The 21,807-nt window shown below is 74.5% G+C and carries 20 protein-coding genes; 11 read left to right on the top strand and 9 right to left on the bottom strand.

Going from position 1 to position 21,807, the window contains the following annotated elements:
- Positions 1 to 7: 7 nt before the first annotated feature.
- Positions 8 to 787 (top strand): phosphate ABC transporter ATP-binding protein PstB, encoded by a 780-nt coding sequence (gene pstB, locus MT994_RS16115; protein ID WP_021481981.1) that lies wholly within the window; start codon positions 8 to 10, stop codon positions 785 to 787.
- Between the two features lie 96 nt (positions 788 to 883).
- Here pstB and MT994_RS16110 read toward each other — a convergent pair whose 3' ends face one another.
- Positions 884 to 1,411, bottom strand: coding sequence for a septum formation family protein (locus MT994_RS16110; protein ID WP_021481982.1), 528 nt, complete (start codon positions 1,409 to 1,411; stop codon positions 884 to 886).
- 107 nt (positions 1,412 to 1,518) lie between these two features.
- The gene (locus MT994_RS16105) at positions 1,519 to 1,950 is read right to left on the bottom strand and encodes a hypothetical protein (RefSeq protein WP_044144199.1); all 432 of its coding nucleotides are present in this window, start codon (positions 1,948 to 1,950) and stop codon (positions 1,519 to 1,521) included.
- 421 nt (positions 1,951 to 2,371) lie between these two features.
- Here MT994_RS16105 and MT994_RS16100 point away from each other — a divergent pair, with 421 nt between their 5' ends.
- The 3 genes from MT994_RS16100 to ispF all read left to right on the top strand — a co-directional run bounded on the left by MT994_RS16100 (position 2,372) and on the right by ispF (position 4,271).
- Positions 2,372 to 2,854 (top strand): CarD family transcriptional regulator, encoded by a 483-nt coding sequence (locus MT994_RS16100; RefSeq protein ID WP_031315710.1) that lies wholly within the window; start codon positions 2,372 to 2,374, stop codon positions 2,852 to 2,854.
- Positions 2,855 to 2,958: 104 nt separating this feature from the next.
- Entirely contained in the window at positions 2,959 to 3,705 is a 747-nt protein-coding gene (gene ispD / locus MT994_RS16095; RefSeq protein WP_354807059.1) for a 2-C-methyl-D-erythritol 4-phosphate cytidylyltransferase, read from the top strand.
- A gap of 68 nt (positions 3,706 to 3,773) precedes the next feature.
- Entirely contained in the window at positions 3,774 to 4,271 is a 498-nt protein-coding gene (ispF, locus tag MT994_RS16090; RefSeq protein WP_354807084.1) for a 2-C-methyl-D-erythritol 2,4-cyclodiphosphate synthase, read from the top strand.
- Between the two features lie 2 nt (positions 4,272 to 4,273).
- On the opposite strand, the gene MT994_RS16085 is transcribed toward ispF, so the two are convergent.
- Entirely contained in the window at positions 4,274 to 4,843 is a 570-nt protein-coding gene (locus tag MT994_RS16085; protein ID WP_354807057.1) for an LpqN/LpqT family lipoprotein, read from the bottom strand.
- 157 nt (positions 4,844 to 5,000) lie between these two features.
- Here MT994_RS16085 and MT994_RS16080 point away from each other — a divergent pair, with 157 nt between their 5' ends.
- On the top strand, positions 5,001 to 5,639 hold the full coding sequence (locus MT994_RS16080) for a TetR family transcriptional regulator (protein ID WP_081599891.1): 639 nt from the start codon (positions 5,001 to 5,003) through the stop codon (positions 5,637 to 5,639).
- Positions 5,640 to 5,685: 46 nt separating this feature from the next.
- Here the strand turns inward: MT994_RS16080 and MT994_RS16075 are convergent, their stop codons facing one another.
- Positions 5,686 to 7,095, bottom strand: a complete 1,410-nt coding sequence (locus MT994_RS16075) for a D-arabinono-1,4-lactone oxidase (RefSeq protein ID WP_354807056.1) — start codon at positions 7,093 to 7,095, stop codon at positions 5,686 to 5,688.
- A 44-nt stretch (positions 7,096 to 7,139) separates the two neighbouring features.
- Between MT994_RS16075 and MT994_RS16070 the strand changes: the two genes are divergently transcribed.
- From MT994_RS16070 to rlmB, 3 genes are all read left to right on the top strand, one after another.
- Positions 7,140 to 8,408 (top strand): alanine racemase, encoded by a 1,269-nt coding sequence (locus MT994_RS16070; protein ID WP_354807055.1) that lies wholly within the window; start codon positions 7,140 to 7,142, stop codon positions 8,406 to 8,408.
- Positions 8,409 to 8,481: 73 nt separating this feature from the next.
- A complete protein-coding gene (gene cysS, locus MT994_RS16065) occupies positions 8,482 to 9,912 on the top strand; it encodes a cysteine--tRNA ligase (RefSeq protein WP_061269066.1) in 1,431 nt (476 codons plus the stop codon).
- Between the two features lie 207 nt (positions 9,913 to 10,119).
- Positions 10,120 to 11,136 carry a 23S rRNA (guanosine(2251)-2'-O)-methyltransferase RlmB gene (gene rlmB / locus MT994_RS16060; protein ID WP_354807054.1) on the top strand — a complete coding sequence of 339 codons (1,017 nt, stop codon included), beginning with the start codon at positions 10,120 to 10,122 and terminating at the stop codon, positions 11,134 to 11,136.
- 84 nt (positions 11,137 to 11,220) lie between these two features.
- On the opposite strand, the gene MT994_RS16055 is transcribed toward rlmB, so the two are convergent.
- The 5 genes from MT994_RS16055 to MT994_RS16035 form a co-directional block, all read right to left on the bottom strand.
- Positions 11,221 to 12,465: a DUF4032 domain-containing protein gene (locus MT994_RS16055; RefSeq protein ID WP_228485440.1), complete on the bottom strand. Its 1,245-nt coding sequence runs from the start codon at positions 12,463 to 12,465 to the stop codon at positions 11,221 to 11,223.
- Between the two features lie 91 nt (positions 12,466 to 12,556).
- Positions 12,557 to 14,230, bottom strand: a complete 1,674-nt coding sequence (locus MT994_RS16050) for a discoidin domain-containing protein (protein WP_354807053.1) — start codon at positions 14,228 to 14,230, stop codon at positions 12,557 to 12,559.
- A 215-nt stretch (positions 14,231 to 14,445) separates the two neighbouring features.
- Positions 14,446 to 15,570, bottom strand: a complete 1,125-nt coding sequence (ugpC, locus tag MT994_RS16045) for a sn-glycerol-3-phosphate ABC transporter ATP-binding protein UgpC (RefSeq protein ID WP_021483311.1) — start codon at positions 15,568 to 15,570, stop codon at positions 14,446 to 14,448.
- 278 nt (positions 15,571 to 15,848) lie between these two features.
- Positions 15,849 to 16,703: a trehalose-phosphatase gene (gene otsB / locus MT994_RS16040; RefSeq protein ID WP_354807052.1), complete on the bottom strand. Its 855-nt coding sequence runs from the start codon at positions 16,701 to 16,703 to the stop codon at positions 15,849 to 15,851.
- Positions 16,700 to 18,178, bottom strand: a complete 1,479-nt coding sequence (locus MT994_RS16035; RefSeq protein ID WP_354807050.1) for a trehalose-6-phosphate synthase — start codon at positions 18,176 to 18,178, stop codon at positions 16,700 to 16,702. The genes otsB and MT994_RS16035 overlap by 4 nt, the downstream gene beginning before the upstream one ends.
- Positions 18,179 to 18,394: 216 nt before the next feature.
- Between MT994_RS16035 and MT994_RS16030 the strand changes: the two genes are divergently transcribed.
- From MT994_RS16030 to MT994_RS16020, 3 genes are all read left to right on the top strand, one after another.
- The gene (locus tag MT994_RS16030) at positions 18,395 to 20,134 is read left to right on the top strand and encodes a serine/threonine-protein kinase (protein WP_211932935.1); all 1,740 of its coding nucleotides are present in this window, start codon (positions 18,395 to 18,397) and stop codon (positions 20,132 to 20,134) included.
- A 55-nt stretch (positions 20,135 to 20,189) separates the two neighbouring features.
- The gene (locus MT994_RS16025; protein ID WP_354807048.1) at positions 20,190 to 20,765 is read left to right on the top strand and encodes a hypothetical protein; all 576 of its coding nucleotides are present in this window, start codon (positions 20,190 to 20,192) and stop codon (positions 20,763 to 20,765) included.
- Positions 20,766 to 20,854: 89 nt separating this feature from the next.
- Positions 20,855 to 21,706 carry a thioredoxin domain-containing protein gene (locus MT994_RS16020; RefSeq protein WP_021483591.1) on the top strand — a complete coding sequence of 284 codons (852 nt, stop codon included), beginning with the start codon at positions 20,855 to 20,857 and terminating at the stop codon, positions 21,704 to 21,706.
- The last annotated feature ends 101 nt before the right edge of the window (positions 21,707 to 21,807 follow it).

The following is a 21,807-nucleotide window of genomic DNA, read 5'->3' as shown; positions in this document are numbered from 1 at the left end:
AGCCCCGATGGCACAGCGCATCGACGTCAAGGACCTCAACATCTACTACGGCGACTTCCTCGCGGTGCAGGACGTCGGCATGACGATCGAACCCCAGTCCGTGACGGCCTTCATCGGCCCGTCCGGCTGCGGCAAGTCGACGTTCCTGCGGACGCTCAACCGCATGCACGAGGTGATCCCCGGCGCGCGCGTCGAGGGGACCGTCGCGATGGAGGGCGTCGACCTCTACGGCGACGACGTCGACCCGGTCGCCGTCCGCCGCCAGGTCGGCATGGTCTTCCAGCGGCCGAACCCGTTCCCCACGATGTCCATCAAGGAGAACGTGCTCGCGGGGGTGAAGCTCAACAACAAGCGCATCTCGAAGTCCGACGCCGAGGACCTCGTCGAGTCGTCGCTGCGCGGCGCGAACCTGTGGAACGAGGTGAAGGACCGCCTCGACCGCCCGGGCTCGGGCCTCTCCGGCGGCCAGCAGCAGCGCCTGTGCATCGCGCGCGCGATCGCCGTCAAGCCCCAGGTGCTCCTCATGGACGAGCCGTGCTCGGCGCTCGACCCGATCTCCACGCTCGCGATCGAGGACCTCATCGCCGAGCTCAAGGACGAGTACACGATCGTCATCGTCACGCACAACATGCAGCAGGCGGCGCGCGTGAGCGATCGCACCGCGTTCTTCAACATCGCGGGCACCGGCAAGCCCGGGCGCCTCATCGAGATGGACGACACCGCGACGATGTTCTCCTCGCCCACGCAGCAGGCCACCGAGGACTACATCTCCGGCCGCTTCGGGTGACCTGAGCCCGTCCGTCACGGCCCCGGCCCGACGCCCGACGGCGCCCTTCCCCGCGCGGGGAGGGGCGCCGTCGGGCGTGCGGGACGGATCAGGAGATCAGGTGGCGCTGCCCTGGAGCGAGCCCGTGACGTCGGTGCCGTTCGTGTCGAGGACGCACTGGACCACGCGGTCGCCCTGCCGGTTCCAGCCGTCCGCGCGCGGCGTGAAGTACCAGTACTCGTGCGCCGACTCCTCGTAGGGGAGCCCCACGAACGGCTCGAACGCGCCGTAGCAGAACTCCTCGGCGCTCGTGGTCACGGCCTCGTCACCGGGGTAGTCGCCCGCGGGGAGCTCGGTCTCGGCGTAGACCTCGGCGTCGTGCGGCTCCGAGCACGGCACGACGGGCACGGACTCGACCAGGTCCGCGTCGTCCAGCTTCGAGGAGACGATGCAGTCGCCGACCTGGACCGAGAAGACGTCGGCGTCCGACGCCTCGGTCACCTCGCCGCCGGGCTCGTCGCGCTGGGCGTCGGCGGGTCCGGAGATCTCGTCGAGGATCGCGCCGCAGCCCGACGCGGTCAGGGCGAGGGCGACGGCGCTCACGACGAGGACGAGCGGCCGGCGGGTGGAGCGGGGGAGGGTCACCAGGGTTCCTTCGGTACGAGGCCCCGACCAGGGTGGTGGGGCGGCACGCGAAGGCTAGCGCCGGGCGATGACACGAGCCGAGCCGATCTCCGGCGCGACCTGCGCGCTCACGGCAGGAGGTGCGCGTACTCCTCGAGGGTGCCGTCGAGGACGGGGAGGGAGAGGGTCTGCTCCTCGCCCGTCGTCGCGCTCACGGTGACGGGCAGCATCGCACCCGGCTCCGCGTCGACGCGGCCGATCTGCGCGTCGAAGCCGTCCTCGGCGCCGAGGTAGACCGTCTCGCCGGCCGCGACGGGGATCGTCACCGGCGCGCCGCCCTCGGGCGTCACGTCGAACTCCACGTCCTCCGTCGAGTCGTTGGCGAAGGCCCCGACGAGGGCGCCCGGCTCGCCGTCCTCCGCGCTCACGACGAGCAGGTTGAGCCCGCGCAGCTCGCTGGTGAGGTCGACCCGCAGGCCGTCGGAGGGGGAGTACGGGCGGTTCGTCTCGATGGGGGAGCAGGCGGACGCGAGGGCCACACCGGCGACCAGGAGGGGCACGGCCCAGGCGCGCGCACGGCCGGTCGCTCGGGACTCCGCACGGGTCGAGGCTCGGGGGGTCGGGATGCGGGTCACGTGCACTCCAGGGCTGCAAGAAGGGGGACGGGATTCCGCGCCCAGCCTAGTGCGTCGGGAGGGCGAGGGCGGCCGGAACGGCCGGCTCGCGACCGTGGCGTGAGCGGCGTCACGTGGCTCCGGGGGCGCCGGGACGGTGGGCGTCGTGCGAGGTGGGGGTCCTGAAAGGGCCCGCGGGGCGCTCGCAAGGGGCCGATGGGGCCCCTCCTCGAGATTCGTCAGGCGCGCTGACACGGCTCTGACCTGGGCGAACGTGCTGGTGACGGGCTTGTCAAGGGGCGCAGGGGCTCGGATTTCCGCCCTTCCGCGTGGTAAGGTGGACCACCGCGAAAGGGGACATCTGCAGATGACGTTCACAGTAGGCGAGACCGTTGTCTACCCGCACCACGGAGCCGCACTGATCGAGGAGATCAAGACGCGCACCATCCGCGGAGAGGACAAGATCTACCTCAAGCTCAAGGTCGCGCAGGGCGACCTGACCATCGAAGTCCCAGCCGAGAACGTCGACCTCGTCGGCGTGCGTGACGTCGTCGGCCAGGAGGGTCTCGACCGCGTGTTCGAGGTGCTTCGTGCACCCTACACCGAGGAGCCGACCAACTGGTCGCGCCGGTACAAGGCGAACCTCGAGAAGCTCGCGTCGGGCGACGTGATCAAGGTCGCCGAGGTCGTGCGCGACCTCTCCCGCCGCGACGCCGACCGCGGTCTGTCCGCCGGCGAGAAGCGCATGCTCTCGAAGGCACGGCAGATCCTCGTCTCGGAGCTCGCGCTGGCCGAGCACACCGAGGAGGACAAGGCCGAGGCGATCCTCGACGAGGTGCTCGCCTCCTGACGTCCCGGGCCGCGGCCCGCGCAGTCAGCGCCACAGACCACCGGGGAGGGCGCCGTCCGTACGGACGGCGCCCTCCCCGTCGTCGTGCCCGGTAGCGTGTGCGCGTGCCGACTCTCGCCGTCCTCACCGCCGCAGGCTCCGGGACCCGCCTCGGGCTGGACCTGCCCAAGGCCCTCGTCGAGCTCGACGGCCTCCCGCTCGTGGCGCACGCTGCCCGGCGGCTGTGCGCGTCCGGGGTCGTGGACGCGCTCGTCGTGACCGCGCCGCCCGGGCTGCGCGACCACGTCGCGACGCTCCTGGCCGACGACCCCGCGGTCGACCGGCCGGTCCGGGTGGTCGAGGGCGCGGGGACCCGTCAGGCCTCCGTGGCGGCCGGTCTCCGAGCCGGCCGCGACCTCTCGGAGGGCGACGTGCCCGCCGACGTCGTGCTCGTCCACGACGCCGCACGGCCCCTCGCGCCGCCGTCGCTGGTCCGCCGCGTCGTCGCGGCCGTGCGCGCGGGCCACGGGGCCGTCGTGCCGGGGCTCCCCGTCACGGACACGATCAAGCGCGTGGCCCCCGCGGGCGCGGGAGACGCGTCCGGCGCGGAGCCCGTCGTCGAGACGGTCGACCGGAGCGCGCTGCGCGCCGTCCAGACCCCGCAGGGGTTCGAGGGCGAGCTCCTGGCCCGCGCGCACGCGGTAGCGGCGCACCGCGCGGACGACGAGTCCGTCGCCGCGACCGACGACGCCGGGCTGGTCGAGGCGCTCGGCGTCCCGGTCCACGTGGTGCCCGGCGACGCCGCGGCGGCCAAGATCACCACCGCGCACGACCTGCGGGTCGCGGCGCTCACGCTCCGGGAGGACCGATGACCACTCCTGCAGGCTCCACCGGGACGTCGGCCGAGACGCCCACCACCGCACCGGCCGCCGCGGGCCCCATCCCGGCGCTCCCGCGCACGGGCGTCGGGGTGGACGTCCACGCGTTCGCGCCCGAGGGCGAGGAGCGACCGCTGTGGCTGGGCGGTCTGCACTGGCCGGGCGAGCGCGGGCTCGCCGGGCACTCCGACGCCGACGTCGCGGCGCACGCCGCCGCGGACGCGCTCTTCTCGGCCACCGGCCTCGGCGACCTCGGCTCGAACTTCGGCACGAGCGCGCCCGAGTGGGCGGGCGCGAGCGGTGCGAGCCTGCTCGCGGAGGCCGCGCGCCGGGTGCGGGCCGCGGGGTTCGAGATCGGGAACGTGGCCGTCCAGGTGATCGGCAACCGGCCGCGCCTCGGGCCGCGCCGCGCGGAGGCGGAGGCGGCGCTCGGGGCGGCTGCGGGCGCCCCGGTGACCCTCACGGCGACCACGACGGACGGGCTGGGCCTCACCGGGCGCGGCGAGGGCGTCGCGGCGGTCGCCACGGCCCTCGTGGTCCGGGTCGCGCCGCCCGCCTGACGTCAGCCCGCGGGCGCGACCTGGACGCTCTCGAGGATCGCGCGCGCCTGCGCGGCGCCGTCGGCGTCGTCGACGGCGTACGACGCCGTGAGGTCGACGACCCACGCGCCCGGCCCGTCGCCCGTCCGCACGGCCACGATCTCCTGCGCGACGGCGGTGCCCGCCGCGTCGTACGTCCCGGCCACGCGGTAGGCGGGCAGCCCGGCGAGGGTCGTGGGGCCCTGCCCGTCGGGGTCGGGCACCCAGCCGGGGATCGAGGCGACCGCCGCCGTCGTCGCGGCGCCCGCCTCGTCGACGGTCTGCGCCGACTGCTTGCCGGTGACGACGACGTTCGCCCGGAAGTCCTCGGAACCGGTGCCGCTCGGCGCGCGCAGCAGGAACGCGCCGTCGCGGGTGCCGCGCTCCCAGCCCGGGGGCGCGGTCACCTGGACCGGGATCTCGGGGACGTCGTGCACGACCGGCTCCGTGCCGCCCGAGGCGTCCTCGGGCCCGCCGCAGCCCGCGAGGGCGAGCGCGACGGCCGCCGTGAGGGCGAGCGTCCAGGGGGAGCGGGGCAGGCGCGGTCGGGGCACGGGAGTCCTTCGTCGGGGGTGGGGCCGGGGCTGGTCCGGCTCGTCATTCTCGCCCGCTCCCGTCCGGCGTGCCAGGCCCGCCACCTGCCTCTACGATCGCTGGAAGCGCATCGATGTGTTTGACTTTCCCAAGAACGACACATGGGATGAATCGCACATGAACCGAATGTCCGTCGAGGAACGCCGAGCCCAGCTCGTCGACGCCGCGATGACCATCGCCGTCCGCGAGGGCGTCGAGGCCGTGACCATCCGCGGCGTCGCGGCCGAGGCCGGGGTCTCGCTCGGCGTCGTGCACTACTGCTTCGAGGACAAGGACGAGCTCCTCCAGGCCATGGGCAACAGCCTCGCGCTCGTGGCCTCCGAGCCCGTCCGGTCCGCGCTCGACGTCGAGGGCGACGTCGTGGCGCTCGCCCACGCCGCCGCCGACGGCCTGTGGAGCGGGCTGACGCCGCGTCGTCACATGCGGCTCCTCACGTTCGAGTTCGCGACGGCGGGCGTGCGCAGCCGCGCGCTGCGCTCCGTCGCGCACACGCACCTCGAGCAGACCTGGGCGATGACGCGCGGGTTCCTCGAGAACGTGGCCGAGCGGGGGAACGTCAGCTACACGATGGACATGGGGTTCCTGTCCCGGGTCGTCGCGGGGTACATCGACGGGATCGAGATCGCGTGGCTCGTCGAGCAGGACGACGAGACGGCGGTCCGCAGCTTCCACGCGCTCGCGGAGTACGTGCTGTCGATGATGGTGCGGCCCGACGGCTCGCCGGTGCGGGAGCACGGTCCCGAGCCCGTCCCCTGACGGGCGGACGACGTCCCGTCCCCTGGCGGGTCCGGGACGTCGCCGGTCAGCGCCGCGCGGCCGGGGCCGGGCCGAGCACGCGGTCGGTGTAGCCGTTCGCGAACACGCCCTCGGGGTCCGTCGCGTCGCGGACGGCGACGGCGTCGTCGAACCGCGGGTAGAGCTCCCGGAACCGGTCCGCCGCCAGGCCGTGCATCTTGCCCCAGTGCGGGCGGCCCCCGACCTCGGCGACGATGCGCTCGACGGCGTCGAAGTACCGCTCGTGCGGCAGGCGCGCGTACTGGTGCACGGCGACGTAGGCGGTCTCGCGACCGTGGGCCGTGGAGAGCCACACGTCGTCGGGCGCCGCGAACCGGACCTCGACGGGGAACGGCACGTGCTCGCCGGACCGGTCCAGCCACGCGTCGATGCTCGACAGCACGTCGACGAGGTGCTCGCGCGGCACGGCGTACTCCATCTCGCGGAAGCGGACGCGGCGCGACGTGACGAACACGTGGTGCGACGGCGCGACGTACGTGCGCGGCGCGAGCGCCCGCGCGGAGACGGCGTTGAGGCGCGGCGTGACGCGCGGGACCGCGGTCGCGAGCCGGTTCACGAGCTCGAACGCGCCGTTCGACAGGAGCTCCTCGTCGACCCACGTGCGCGCCCGCGCGACCGGCCCGGGGCCCGTGGTGCGCAGCCGCTCGAGCTCGACGGCCTCCTCGTCGGGCGCGAGGCGGTTGTTGCGCTTGGTCAGCGCCCGGCGGGTGTGGGGGAACCAGTAGAACTCGAAGTGGTCGTTGCCGCCGACGAGCCCGTCGGGGTCGTCGGGCGTGCCGAGCCGTTCGAGCACGCGGTCGAGCGGCCACGGCTCCTCCTGCGCGCGCAGGAGGAACGCCGGGACCACCTCGAGCGTCACCGCGGACAGGATGCCCGTGACCCCCAGCCCGAGCCGGCTGACCTCGAACAGGCCCGGCTCGTGCGCGGGCGACGCCTCGCGCACCTCGCCGTCGGCCCCCACGACGCGGACGCCGCGCACCTGTGTCGCGAGGCCGCCGAGGCGTGCCCCGGTGCCGTGGGTGCCCGTCGAGATCGCGCCCGCGACCGACTGCCGGTCGATGTCCCCGAGGTTGCGCATCGCGAGCCCCGCGGCGGCGAGGGCCTCGTTGAGCCGGTGCAGGCGGATGCCCGCCCCGACGGTCACGAGGATCGCGTCGCCGTCGGTGCCGTCCGCCCCGCCGCGCGCGATGCGCTCGACGAGGCTGAGCCGGTCGAGGTCGAGCAGGAGGCCGTCCGTGACCGCGGCCGGGGTGAACGAGTGCCCGGCACCCACCGCGCGGACGGGCATGCCCTCCGCCGCGGCGCGGGCGACGAGGCCGCCCAGCTCCGCCTCGTCGCGCGGCGAGGCCCGACGGCGCGGCGTCGCGGAGGCCGTGCGGGCCCAGTTGGTCCAGGAGAGGGCGTCGTCGCTGCTCACAGGTCGTACTGTCTCACGCCCGGCGGGTGGCGTACGTTCTCCCCATGACGACCCACACGGCACCGGGGGCGGACCAGGGCGCGGGCCCGCAGGACGGTGACGAGCGGGGCGCGACGCCGTCGCTCCTGGCCCGCCTGACCCGCGCGACCGCGGCGCTCGACGGCCCGCTCGCCGTCGTCGACCTCGACCGGTTCGACGCCAACGCCGACGAGCTGCTCGCGCGCGCGGGCGGGGTCCCCGTGCGGGTCGCGTCGAAGTCCGTGCGGGTGCGCTCGCTCGTCGCGCGCGCGGGCGAGCGGGGCTTCCAGGGCGTCATGGCGTACTCGGTGCGCGAGGCGCTGTGGCTCGTCGAGTCGGGCGTCCGCGACGTCCTCGTGGGCTACCCGTCGGTCGACCGCGGGGCGCTCGCGGCGCTCGCCCGCCACGAGGCCGGCCGGCGCGAGGTCACGCTCATGGTCGACGACGCCGCGCACCTGGAGCTCGTGCGCCACGCGCTCGCCGAGACCGGCGCCGGGGACGAGCCGCCCGTGCGGGTGTGCCTCGACGTGGACGCGTCGCTGCGCGTGGGCCTCGGTCTCGTGACGGTCCACCTGGGCACGCGCCGCTCGCCCCTGCACGGTGCGCGCGACGTCGCGTCGCTCGCCGCCCGGGTCGTCTCGACGCCCGGTCTCGCGCTGCGGGGCCTCATGTTCTACGAGGCGCAGGTCGCCGGAATGCCGGACTCCAGCCTCGCCGTCCGCGCGGTCAAGCGGCTCTCGGTGCTCGAGCTGGGAGAGCGGCGCGGCGAGGTCGTCGCGGCGGTGCGGGACGTCGTCGGGCACGACCTCGAGCTCGTGAACTCGGGCGGGACGGGGTCGCTCGAGACGTCGTCCGCCGACGCGGTCGTGACCGAGGTGACGGCCGGGTCGGGCCTGTACGTCCCGGGCCTGTTCGACGAGTACCGCGCGTTCCGGCCCCGGCCGTCGGCGTTCTTCGGCCTCGACGTCGTGCGCGTCCCGGGCCCGGGCTGGGCGACGGCGTTCGGCGGCGGGTACGTCGCGTCCGGCCCGGCGACCCGCAGCCGGCTGCCGCGGGTCGTGACGCCGGGATGGTCGCTCACGGGCCGCGAGGGCGCGGGCGAGGTGCAGACGCCGCTGCACCGGTCGCGCGGGGCCGCCGGGGCGCCCGACCTGGGCGTGGGGGACCGCGTCTGGTTCCGCCACGGCAAGGCCGGCGAGGCCATGGAGCGGTTCGACCGCGTGCACCTCGTGCGAGGCGACGAGGTGGTCGACGTCGTCCCGACGTACCGCGGGGAGGGCAAGAGCTTCGGCTGACGCGGCGAGGACGGACGGGAGTCGCCCCGGCGCCGCTTCGGCCGCGACGGTGCGTCCCCGGTACCCTTGCGGCGTGACCCTTCGCCTGTTCGACACCGCCACGCGGGACGTGCGCGACTTCGTCCCCCTGACCCCGGGCGAGGTCGGCATCTACCTGTGCGGCGCCACCGTCCAGGCCGCCCCCCACATCGGGCACATGCGCTCGGCCGTCGCGTTCGACGTGCTCGTGCGCTGGCTCCGGCGCGGGGGCGCGCGGGTGACGCTCATCCGCAACGTCACCGACATCGACGACAAGATCCTCGCGAAGTCCGCCGACGCGGGCGAGCCCTGGTGGGCCTGGGCCGCGACGTACGAGCGCGCGTTCACCGCCGCGTACGACGCCCTGGGCGTGCTGCCCCCCACGTACGAGCCGCGCGCGACGGGCCACGTCCCGGACATGGTCGAGCTCATGCAGCGCCTCGTCGAACGCGGCCACGCCTACACCACGGGCCCCGGCGACGTGTGGTTCGACGTGCGGTCCTGGCCCGAGTACGGCGCGCTCACCAACCAGCGCCTCGAGGACCTCAACCCCGTGCCCGACGACGTCCCCGCCGACGCCGAGGAGGCCGCCGCCAAGCGCGACCCGCGCGACTTCGCGCTGTGGAAGGCCCCCAAGCCGGGCGAGCCGGAGACCGCGTCGTGGGACACGCCGTTCGGGCGCGGCCGTCCGGGCTGGCACCTCGAGTGCTCCGCGATGGCGCGCCGCTACCTCGGCGACACGTTCGACCTCCACGGGGGCGGCCTCGACCTGCGCTTCCCCCACCACGAGAACGAGCAGGCCCAGTCGCGCGCCGCGGGCTACGGGTTCGCGCAGCACTGGCTGCACAGCGCGTGGGTCACCCAGGGCGGCGCCAAGATGAGCAAGTCGCTCGGCAACGGGCTGCTCGTGCGCGAGGTCCTGGCGACCACGAGCCCCGCCGTGCTGCGCTACGCGCTCGCGTCCGTGCAGTACCGCTCGATGCTCGAGTGGACCCCCGCCACGGTCGTCGAGGCCGAGGCGACGTGGGAGCGGCTGGCGGGCTTCGTCGAGCGGGCGACCGAGCGTGTGGGCGAGGTCGACGACGTGCGCGACGCCGAGCTCCCGACCGCCTTCACCGCGGCGATGGACGACGACCTCAACGTGCCGGCGGCGCTCGCCGTCGTGCACGAGCACCTGCGCGCGGGCAACGCGGCGCTCGCGGACCGGACGACGGCCGCGGACGCCGTCGCGCGCCACCACCTCGTGGCGGTGCGCGCGATGCTCGACGTGCTCGGGCTCGACCCGGGCGACGCGCAGTGGGCCGACCGCGGCGACTCGCGCTACGCGGCGGTGCTGGACGCCGTCGTCGGCGCGGAGCTCGCGGCGCGGGCCGAGGCGCGCGCGTCGCGGGACTTCGCGACGGCCGACGCGATCCGCGACCGGCTCGCCGCGGCGGGCGTCGCGGTCGAGGACTCGGCCGACGGCGCGCGCTGGACCCTCGCCTGACGCCCACCGGACGACGGTCGGGAGCGAACCGCCGACGCGCGCGGTGGGGCTTCGGCAGCACGGCGGAGAACCCTGGTGATGACCACGGTTCCCCCTCGGCGAGGTGTCTGGGGGACACTGGAGCCAGGAGCGAGACACGCACGCCGGGTGCCGAACCCGACGTGGACTGACCTGAACTGACCTGAACGACGACACGATCGGTACACCATGGCTGGCAACTCACAACGACGCGGCGCGACCCGCAAGCCCGGAAGCAAGAAGGGCGCGACCGTCGGCTCGGGCGGGCAGCGGCGCAAGGGCCTCGAGGGCCGCGGGCCGACCCCGAAGGCGGAGGACCGCGTCTACCACGCGGCGCACAAGCGCAAGGTGGCCGACGAGAAGCGCGCGACCGGGCGCGGTGGCGCGGCGCGCGGTACCGAGCGTGCCGGCACGTCGCGCGGCGGGGCCTCGCGCGGCGGCGGCCCCAAGGGCCGCGGGTCGGTCCAGGAGGTCGTCGCGGGTCGCAACTCCGTCCTGGAGGCGCTGCGCGCGCGCATCCCCGTCGAGGTGGTCTACCTCGCGTCGCGCCTCGACGCCGACGACCGCACGCGCGAGATCGTCGACATCGTCGCGGGCCGCGGCTACGACCTCCTCGAGGTGGGCAAGCCCGAGCTCGACCGTCTCACCGACGGGGCCGTGCACCAGGGCGTCGCGATCAAGGTCCCGCCGTACGAGTACGCGGACGTCGACGACCTGCTCGACGCCGCCGAGGAGTCGGGGCGGCCGCCGCTCGTCGTCGCGCTCGACGGCGTCACGGACCCGCGCAACCTCGGCGCGGTGCTCCGCTCCGCGGGCGCGTTCGGCGCGCACGGCGTCCTCGTGCCCGAGCGCCGCGCCGCGGGCGTCACCGCGTCCGCGTGGAAGGTCTCGGCGGGTGCCGCCGCGCGCGTCCCGGTCGCGCGGGCGACCAACCTCGTGCGCGCGCTCGGTGAGCTGAAGAAGGCGGGGTGCTTCGTCGTCGGGCTCGACGCGGGCGGCACCACGGCGATCGGCGACCTCGAGCTCGCCACCGAGCCGCTCGTCGTCGTCGCGGGGTCGGAGGGCAAGGGCCTGTCCCGCCTCGTGCGCGAGGCGTGCGACGTCGTCGCGTCGATCCCCATCGGGTCGGACACGGAGTCGCTCAACGCCGCCGTCGCGACGGGCATCTCGCTCTACGAGGTCGCGCGCCTGCGGCGCGAGGCCTGACGCCGGCACGCCCGGCAGCACACAACGCCACGCGGTGCCCGCGTCGCCCCGCCGGTCCTCGGACGGCGGGGCGACGCGCGTCCGTCAGCCGTAGTACTCGGGGTCCTTCTCGCCCGGTGCGAGGCCGAGGATCGCCTTCTCGTCCGGGCGGTGGCGCAGGACGTTCTCCACGTACGACTGCGTCGCCTCCGCCATCGGCACGTCGCGACCGGCGCGCTCCGAGATGAACCAGCGGTGGTCGAGGATCTCGTGGAAGAGCTGCGCCGGCTCGAGCTTGCGGCGCAGGTTCCGCGGCACGGCCTGGATCGTGGGCTCGAACACGCCGCTCAGCCAGTCGTGCGCGACGAACTCCTCGTCGTCGTTCTGCCGCTCGGCCGCCGCGCGGAACGAGTCCAGGTCGTTGAGCAGACGGCGGGCCTGGTTCTCCTGCACGTCGAGGCCGGTGAGGCGCAGCAGGCGTCGCGAGTGGTGCCCCGCGTCCACGACCTTCGGCTGGATCTGCACGGTCGTGCCGTCGATGTCGGTCGTGATCGCGAGCTCGTCGACGTCGAACCCGAGGTTGTTGAGGTGCTCGATGCGGGCCGCGACGCGCCACCGCTCGTTCGCGTCGAACGACTCGGACGTCGTCAGCGCCTCCCACAGCTCCTCGTAGCGCGCGACGAGCGCGTCGCCGATCGCGACCTCGTCCACGTCCTCGTCGAGCAGCTCGCCGGCGGCGAGGTCCATGAGCTCGCCGATGATGTTCGTCCGCGCGAGGTCGACGTCGTAGGAGCGCTGGCCGGGGGAGAGCTCGCGGTGCAGGTCGCCCGTCTCGGCGTCCACGAGGAAGGCGGCGAACGTCTCCGCGTCGCGCCGGAACAACGTGTTCGACAGCGACACGTCGCCCCAGTAGAAGCCCACGAGGTGCAGGCGCACGAGGAGGACGGCGAGCGCGTCGATGAGGCGCGTGGCCGTGTCCGGCCGCAGCGACTGGCTGAACAGCGCGCGGTAGGGGAGCGAGAACTGGAGGTGCTCGGTGATGAGCACGGCCTCGAGCCGCTCGCCGTGCGCGTCCTGGCGCCCGGTGATGACGCCCACCGGGACGACGCTCGGCACCTCGAGCCGCCGGAGCTGCCGCAGCAGCTCGTACTCGCGGTACGCGACCGTCTCGCCGATCTCCTTGATCGCGATCACCCGCCCGGAGAGGCGGACGAACCGCACGATGTGCCGCGAGATGCCGCGGGGGAGGGCGGCGAGCGTCTCCGCCGGCCACTCCTCGAGCGGGACGTCCCAGGGCAGGTCGAGGAGCGCCGGGTCGGGGGCCGACGCGGTGATCTGCAGGTTGTGCACCGTCACGGGTCCATTGTCCATGGTCGTGGGGCCCGGGCGGGGCGGGCCCGACCCGTGAGGTCGGACCCGCCCCGCGACGAGGTGCCGCAGGTCAGGCGCAGGCGACCGCGTCGTGGTCGACCTCGACCGTCGACGTGACGTCCTCGCCGTCGACCGTCGCGGTGCCGGTGACGGTCACCGACCCGTTCTCGACGGAGGTGGAGCGCACCGCGAACGACTGGTACGCGTTCGCGCCCGGGGCGACGTCGGCGACCTCGCGGGTGCCGTACGGCGTCGCGAGCGTCACGTCGACGGGCTGGTCCTCGCCGTTCGTCGCCCGGACGGCGACGTACGCCTGGCCGGCGAGGCAGCGGGCCTGCACCTCGACGTCGAGGTCGAGCTGTCCGGCCGGTGCGCCGTAGACCTCGAGCTCGTAGAGGGAGAAGCCCCACTGCGTCGCGCGCTCGGTGAGGTAGAGCCGCACGTGCCGGCCCGTCCCGGTGATCTCCAGGTCGTCGAACCCGCCGTCACCGTCGGTGACGGTGCGGACGGTGGTCCAGGTCTCGCCGTCGGGCGACGTCTGGACCTCGTAGCCCGACCCGTACGCCGTCTCCCAGTCGACGACGACGCGGCTCAGGTCGTAGCTCGCGCCGAGGTCGACCGCGATCCACTCGGGCTCGCTCCACGCGCTGCTCCAGCGGGTCCCGGCGTTGCCGTCGACCGCCTTCTCGGGCTCGTGGCCGGCCTCGTCGATGCTGGAGGCCGTCACCGGCCGGCCCAGGGCGAGCGAGTCCTCGTCCTCCTCCCCGCCCCCGTCGTCGGACCGGAAGCAGCGCAGGTACTGGTAGGACTCCGCGGAGGTCTCGAACGACGGCGCCCAGTCCCACTCGTAGGTGAAGTACTCGACGTAGGGCTCGGCCGCGGCGATGATCGCCGGGAGGTCGAGCTCGCCGCGGCCGAGCGCGACCTGCCGCATGTCGCCCGGCGCGTCGACGTTCACGGCGTCCTTGATGTGGAGCAGCTCGATGCGGTCCCCGTGCTCCTCGATCCACGCCGGGACGTCGAGGCCCGCGTCGGCGGCCCAGCCGACGTCGAGCTCGAACGTGACGTAGCGCGGGTCGGTGTTCTCCTCGATGACCTCCCAGGCACTGACCGTCTCGCCCGTCTCCGGGTGGGTGTACCGCGTGGTGAACTCGCTCTGGTGGTTGTGCAGCACGATCTTGTTCGCGCCGTTCTCGTGCGCGTACTTCCCGAGCTCGTTCACGTACGCCGCGGTGGCGACCGCCTCGTCGTAGGTGCCGTAGCCGCCCGCCATGCCGCCGGTCCCGATGTAGTCCTGGCCCAGCGCGACGGCGTACGCCACCGTCTCGGGCCACGTGGCCCGGTCCGTGCTGCCGTGGCTCGACGACACCTGGAGGCCGTGCCGGTCGAGGATCGCCCGGTAGTCGTCGACGGGCATCGCGTAGGGCTGGTTGTACGGCTCGACGTTCGTGAACCCGGCCGCGGCCACCTCGCCGAGCACGCGGTCGAGCGTCTCGGGGGACGGCGTCCCCGAGCCGCCGAGCTCGCCCACGTGCGTGTAGAGCTGGATCGAGATCTTGGCGTCGGGGAGGCCGTCGTCCGCGTCGCACGTGACGGCGGCGGTGGTCGACGGACCCGAGGACGGCGCGGGCCCGACGGGCGCTGCGACGGCCGGCGCGGCGGCGAGCGCGGTCGCGACGAGCGCGGCGGTGGTCAGCGCCGCGCCGACGCGCCGGGCGCGCGGGGAGAGGGACGGGATCTGCATGAGGCTCCAATTGACAGCGTTGTCGATTTGGGTGACGAACAGACGACTTTTGGCGTCGTGTGTGCAAAAGCAGTCTTGAGGTCCCCCATGACCCTGTCAAGGGCACGGACCCGGCGGGTCGGCGAGAGAGCGTGCCTCGCCGTCGCGAGCCCGGAACGCCGCAGGGCGGGCCCTCCCGACCGGGAGGACCCGCCCTGCGGCGGTGGTGCGAGGTGTCAGCTGATGCGCTGACCCGAGGCGGCACCGAAGACGTGCGACTGACCCGGGCGGATCGTCACGTAGATGCGCTCGCCCTTGGCCGGGACGTTGCGCGGGTCGACGCGGACGATGACCTGGTTGTCGCCGGCGCCCGAGTGGACGTCGGCCTGCGAGGCCAGGTCACCCTTGAGCGTGCCGTAGACGAACGCGTCGGAGCCGAGCTCCTCGACGATGTTGACCTCGACCGGGAACGCGGCCTCGTTGGCCTGCGACACGACGTCGAGCGCCTCGGGACGGAAGCCGATCGTCACCTTGCCGTTGTCGGCCTCGGTGATCTTGGCGGCCGTCTCGCGCTCGAGCGCGATGCGCGCGGGGCCGACCTCGGCGACGCCGTTGTTGACCGCGAACGTGCCGATGTTCATCGCCGGCGAGCCGATGAAGCCCGCGACGAAGACGTTGGCCGGCGTGTCGTACATCTCGCGCGGCGTGCCGACCTGCTGGAGCAGACCGTCCTTGAGGACCGCGATGCGGTCGCCCATGGTGAGGGCCTCGGTCTGGTCGTGCGTGACGTAGACCGTCGTGACACCGAGGCGGCGCTGGAGCGACGCGATCTGGGTGCGCGTCTGGACGCGGAGCTTGGCGTCGAGGTTCGACAGCGGCTCGTCCATGAGGAACACCTGCGGCTGACGGACGATCGCACGGCCCATCGCGACGCGCTGGCGCTGACCACCGGAGAGCGCCTTCGGCTTGCGGTCGAGGTACTCGGTGAGGTCGAGGATCTTCGCGGCCTCCTCGACGCGCTGGCGGATCTCCGCCTTCGGCGTGCCGGCGATCTTCAGTGCGAAGCCCATGTTGTCCGCGACGGACATGTGCGGGTACAGCGCGTAGTTCTGGAACACCATCGCGATGTCGCGGTCCTTCGGCTGGACGTCCGTGACGTCGCGGTCGCCGATGTAGATGTGTCCGCCGTTGACGTCCTCGAGGCCCGCGAGCATGCGGAGCGAGGTCGACTTGCCGCAGCCCGAGGGGCCGACGAGGACGAGGAACTCGCCGTCCTCGATGTGCAGGTTGAGCTGGTCCACGGCAGGACGCTCGGTCCCGGGGTAGACGCGGGTTGCGTGGTCGTAGGTGACCGTAGCCATGACTGGTACATCCCTCCACCGGCAGGTACGTGCCGGACGATCCGTTGTGCAGTGACGTGCCACGTCGACGTAGCTGTTCGCGATGGCGGACGAGCGTGTCTTCGACGACACAGAAGAAGTCGGACCCCCTCCGGAACGGGCAGGGGACCCGACGTCATCGTGACCCGATCCTACTCCCGGTCCTGAGTGCTTCGTCACAGCGTCGGTCACGATCCGGTAGCGGTTCGGTGCGGGCGGCAGGGTCCGCCGGGCGCGCGCCCGGCGGACCCCGCCCGGGGTCAGGCCTCCCGGCGCTCCAGGAGGTCGGAGAGGAGGTCGAGCACCGCCGCGAGCCCGTCGGCGTCGGGCACGCGCTGTGCGGCGAGCGTGTCGCCGTCGCCCACCTTGACGCCCAGGTCGCCCGGGCCGAGCACGGCGAACGCCGTCTCGTCGGTCGTGTCGTCGCCCGCGTAGAGCACGCGCGTGCGCGCGTCGGGGCACCCGGCGTCCTGCCCGACGACGTCCCGCAGCCGGTCCACCGCCTCGCCCTTCGACGTCTCGACGACCGCGACCTCGACGACGTCCTTCCCGTGCATCGCGTGCAGCCCGAGCCGCTCGGCCACCGCGTCGGCCAGGTCCTCCGCGGCCTGCGTGTCCGCCGCCGAGGCGAGCCGCGTGTGCAGGACGGCGGCGCTCGGCTTCTCCTGCACCCACGCGCCCTCCCGCCCCGCGACGGCCTCGGCCATGCCCGCGCGCAGCGCGGCGAGGTGATCCGCCTGCTCCGGAGTGAGGTCGAGCGGGACGGCGTCGAGCCCGTCCTCGGTCACGTGCCCGGTCTCGGCGCCGTGGCTGCCCACGAGGTACGTGCCGACGGGCGGCTCGCTGCGCTCGGCGAGGTCCGCGAGGTTGCGGCCCGAGACGAGGGCGAGGCGCGTCGTCGTGCCGACGAGCGCGGCGGCCAGCCGGTCGACGGCGGCCCGGGCGGACGGCGCCATGCGCGCGGCGAGCGGGTCGTCGACGAGCGGCGAGAGCGTGCCGTCGAAGTCGAGCGCGACGAGCCGCGCGGCGGGTGCGCCGTCCGCGTCCGCCGCGAAGGCGCGCACGGCGTCGGCGACCGGCCCGGGCACGGGCGCGGGGTGGTGCGTCGCGGTCACGCGTCCTGCTCCGCGGGCTCGTCGGCGCCCTGGCGGGCGTCCTGCGGTGCGCCCGGCTCGTCGTCCTCCGGGCGGCGGCGCGGCACGCGCGACGGCATCGCGGTGAGGACGCCGAGGAACGACTCGGACCACCGTGCGACGTCGTCGGTGAGGACCTTGCGACGCAGCCGGCGCATGCGCTTGCGCTGCTCGCGGTGGTCCATGTGCGCGGCCGCGACGATGATGTCCTTCATCCCGTCGATGTCGTGCGGGTTGACGAGGAGCGCGCCGGACGAGAGCTCGTCGGCGGCGCCCGTGAACTCGGAGAGCACGAGCACCCCGCGGTCGTCCGAGCGGGCCGCGACGTACTCCTTCGCGACGAGGTTCATGCCGTCGCGCAGCGCCGTGACGAGCATGACGTCGGCCGCGAGGTACAGCGCGGCCATCTCCTCGGGCGGGTAGGAGTGGTGCAGGTAGTGGATCGCGGCGTGCCCGATCTCCGCGTACTCGCCGTTGATCCGCCCGACCGCGCCCTCGACGTGCTCGCGCAGCTCCTGGTAGGCGTCGACGTTCTCGCGGCTCGGGCTCGCGACCTGGACGAGCGTGGCGTGCTCGACGTCGAGGCGGCCGTCCTGCAGCAGCTCGCCGTACGCCTTGATGCGGTGCCGGATGCCCTTGGTGTAGTCGAGGCGGTCGACGCCGAGCATCATGATGTCCGGGTCGCCGAGGTCCGCGCGGATCTCGCGCGAGCGCTGCTGGACCTCGGGCGTGCGGGCGAGCTCGTCGAACCGGCGCGAGTCGATCGAGATGGGGAACGCGGCGGCGCGCACGTGGCGGTCGCGCCCGTCCTCGCCCGGGACCGTGATGATCGGCCCGCGCGTCGTGTGGGCGCGCAGCCGTCGCACCGCGCGGATGAAGTTCGCGGCGTCGCCTGCGCGCTGGAAGCCCACGAGGTCCGCGCCCAGCAGGCCGTCGATCACCTGGCGGCGCCACGGCAGCTGCTGGAACAGCTCGAGCGGGGGGAACGGGATGTGGTTGAAGAACCCGATCCGCACGTCCGGGCGCTGGGCGCGGATCATCTGCGGCACGAGCTGGAGCTGGTAGTCGTGCACCCAGACGACGGCGCCCGGTGCCGCCTGCGCGACGGCGGCGTCGGCGAAGCGCTGGTTGACGCGGCGGTACGCGTCCCACCACGTGCGGTGGTACGTGGGCGGCGAGATGACGTCGTGGTAGAGCGGCCAGAGCGTGTCGTTCGAGAAGCCCTCGTAGTACCGCTCGATCTCGTCGGCCGAGAGCGTCACGGGCACGAGGCGCATCTCGTCGGCGTCGAACGGCTCGCTCGCCAGGTCGGGCGCGCCGGACCAGCCGACCCAGGCGCCGTCGGACGCCTGCATGACGGGCTCGAGCGCCGTGACCAGGCCTCCGGGCGACCGCTTCCACTCGATCTCACCGCCGGGGCCGACCGTGAAGTCCACGGGCAGCCGGTTGGCCACCACGACGAGATCGAATCCCTCTTTGCCTGTCAATGGACCTCTCCTTGAGCTTCGATGAATCGCGCCTGGGCGGCCCAGGGTAGTCCGCTCGTCGGGCGCGTGGACGGGTCGTCCGGTGCCGGTCGCGTGCCGGACGCCGCCCCGGGCCGGGTCGCCCACCGGGCCCGTCGGGGCCGCACCCTCCAGCGCCGGCCCGTCCACTGCCGCTACCTTGTCACCATGGAGGAGCCCACGCAGCGCGTCGAGGCGCGGAACGTCGCCGGGGGGCCGTCGCGCGGACCCGCCCCCGGCAGCGAGGTCGGGGGCTACCACATCGGCGCGCGCCTCGGGTCCGGCGCCATGGGCACCGTCCACAGCGCGCACGACGGCGGCGGCAACCTCGTCGCGATCAAGCTCCTGCACGCGCACGTCGACCTCGACGCCGCCGCGCAGGGCCGCGAACGGCTGCGTCGCGAGGCCCGCGCCCTCCAGCGCCTGCGGCACCCCGCCGTCGCGCAGATCCTCGACGTGGAGCTCGACGGCCCGGACGCGTTCATCGTCACCGAGCTCGTCGACGGGCCCACGCTCGAGGACGAGATCGCCGAGGGAGGGCCGCTCGACGCCTGGGACCTCTACGAGCTCGCCGACCAGCTCGCCGCGGCGCTGGAGGCCGTGCACGCGGCCGGCGTCGTGCACCGCGACCTCAAGCCGAGCAACGTCATGGTGTCCTCCCGGGGACCCGTGCTCATCGACTTCGGCATCGCCCAGGGGCTCGAGGACGCGCGCGTCACGTCCACGGGCCTCGTCATGGGCACCCCGGGGTACCTGGCGCCCGAGCTGCTCGAGGGCGCGGCCCCCAGCGTGGACACCGACTGGTGGGGGTGGGCGGCCCTGCTCGCCTACGCCGCCACCGGACGGGCGCCGTTCGGCGTGCGCCCGACGGACGTCGTGCTCGCCCGAGCCCGCAGCGGACGCCCCGACCTCGCCGGCCTGGGGCCCGTCACCGCGCACGCGATCGGTCGTGCGCTGCACGCCGACCCGGCGCAGCGCCTCGGGCCGACCGAGGTCGTGGCCGCCCTGCGGCACGCGGCCGACACGGGCGACGCCGCGCCCGCGACCCAGGTGGTCGCGCCGCCCACCGGACCGACGCAGGTGGTGCCGCCCGTCGCCGTCGTGCCCGGCGGCACGGGGGCCCAGGCGTGGACCGGCGCGTCCGCGTGGACCGGCCAGGCCCAGGTCGTGCCGCCGCCCCTGCCCACGTCGCAGGCGCAGGTCAACGACGGCCGCACGATGGCCGTCCCCGTCGGGCACGACCTCATGGACGACCTCGGCGCCCCTCCCCTCGGCGAGGACGGCGAACCGCTCTACGTGCGCCCGGTGCCCGCCGCGCGGCGTACCGCGCTGCTCCTGCTCGCCGTGCCGCTCGTGCTGCTCGGCGCGACGTACCCCGGCGTGGCGTTCGTCGTGCTGTCGGTGCTCGTCGTGCTCGCGCGCGTCGTCGGCGTGACGACCGAGTCGCTGCACGCGCGGCGCGAGCGGCGCGGCGTCTCGTCCCGGGACACGGTGCGCGCGGTCGCGGCGTCGCCCTGGTACGTCGTGCGCGCGCTCGTCGGCGCGCTCCCGTCCCTCCTGGTCGCGGCGTGCGCCGCGGTGCTCGTGGTCGTGGCCGGGTGGTGGCTCCTCGAGTCCGACCGCTGGGTCGTCGTCGAGGGGCCCGACGGCGGCAACGCGCCCGTCGTGACGACCGTGCTGCTGTGCCTCGCGGCGGTCGCGGCGGTGACCCTGGCCTGGGTGGGGCCCCTGACGCACCTCACGCGCTACGGGACCCGGACCGCGCTGGCGCGGCTCGCCCCCGGGCGCACGGGGACGCTCGTCCTCGCCGGCCTGGGACTCGTGCTCACCGTCGTGACCCTCGTGCTCCTCGCGGGCGACCCGGGCGTCACGTGGTGGCCGTTCCCCGGCCCGCCGTCGCTGCGCTGAGCCGGCACCGGCCCTTCCCAGCCCGCTGCCAGGCCGCGCGCGTAGGATGGGCGCCGTGCTCCGGACGACGGTGCCGCGCGCCCTGTCGCGCGGCGTGACGCGCACGTCCGTCGTGCCCGCAGCCGGCCGTCTGCTCGGCCCCGCGCTCCTGCTCCTCACCCTCCTCGCCGCCGTGGTGACGCACCTCGCCGACCGCGGGTACGCCGTCGTGCACCAGTGTGTGACGGTGCCGGGGATGTGGGGAGCCGCCGGGATGCACCTCGCGCTCGTCCACGAGGCGCCGGACTGCCCGTCGGGCACCGCGCTCGGGGGCGACCCGGCCGCCGTGGTCACCGTCGTGGGCGCGCTCGCGCTGCCCGTCGTCGTGGCCCACGCGGCGGCGGCTGCCGTCGCGTGGGGGCTCTCCGCGTGGGCGCGGCGCGCGCACGAGCGCTCCCGCGCCGTCGTGACCGGGGCCGGGCGTGCGCTGCGCGCCGTGCTCCGGGGGGCGCTGCGCCCCGCGGGGTCGCTCGTCGGGCTCGCGCGCCGCGTCGTGCGCCCGGTGCCCGACGCCGTCCCCACCGCGCTGCACCACCTCGCCGACGCGGTGGTGCGCACCCGGCGCGGGCCCCCGCAGGTCGCGCTCGTCTGACGACGCCGTCGGACGCACCGCCCGCGCGACCCCGTCGGCGCGCACCCCGACACATCCCCAGCTCTCGGCCACTCCCTCGGAGGACGACCATGCCCAGCAACGAAACCCAGACCAAGGCCCAGCGCCGCGAGGCCGCGCGCGCGGAGGCGCTCGCGCTGCGCGAGGCGCAGGCCAAGCGCGACAAGCGCAACCGCCTCATCACGATCGGAGCGCTCGTCGCGGGCGTCCTCGTCCTCGTCGGCGTGTTCCTCGCCGTGTGGATCCCGGCCATGAACGACCGGAACAAGACGATCGACGCCGTCGCGGCGGGCAACCTCGCCGACGTCACGAGCCCCGCCACGAGCGACGCCGAGGACGGCGGCATCCCGATCGGTGCGGACGGCGCCGCCGGGACGCAGAACGAGGGTGCCGTCGAGGTCGGGGTCTACCTCGACTACATGTGCCCCATCTGCGGCCAGTTCGAGGAGACGAACGGCGCGACGCTCGACCAGCTCCGCGAGTCCGGTGACGTGACCGTCGTGCTGCACCCGATCTCGATCCTCGACCGCGTCGCGCAGTCGCAGCAGTTCTCGACGCGTTCTGCCGCCGCGGCGGCCTGGGTCGCCGACCGCGCGCCCGAGTCGATGAACGACTTCAACACCGCGATGTTCCAGAACCAGCCCCAGGAGGGCAGCGGGACCCTGACCGACGCCCAGATCGCCGACATCGCGGAGCAGGCGGGCGTGCCCGCCGACGTCGCCGCCGGCATCGAGGACGGGACGGCCGTCGAGACGTTCGGCGACTGGGTCGCGACGGCGTCGAGCCTGGTGAACCAGGACACGTCGCTGCACGGCGAGCGCGGGTTCGGCACGCCGACGATCACGATCAACGGCGAGCGGTGGGACGGCAACTGGAGCGACCCGAACGCGCTCCCGCAGGCCGTCACCGCCGCCCAGGGCTGACCGGCACCGCACCGGTACCCGATCGGCCAGGCCCGCGCCCCCGACCGGCACGGGCCGCCGGCCGGGGCGCGCCGGGCGAGCAGGTAGTCTGTTCGCTCGCC

The organism is Cellulosimicrobium sp. MI9406 (assembly GCF_040595865.1).
In the GTDB taxonomy this organism is placed as follows: Bacteria; Actinomycetota; Actinomycetes; order Actinomycetales; family Cellulomonadaceae; genus Cellulosimicrobium; species Cellulosimicrobium funkei.
Note: the sequence above shows the minus strand (reverse complement) of the source record. Positions and strands in the feature narration are given on the sequence as shown.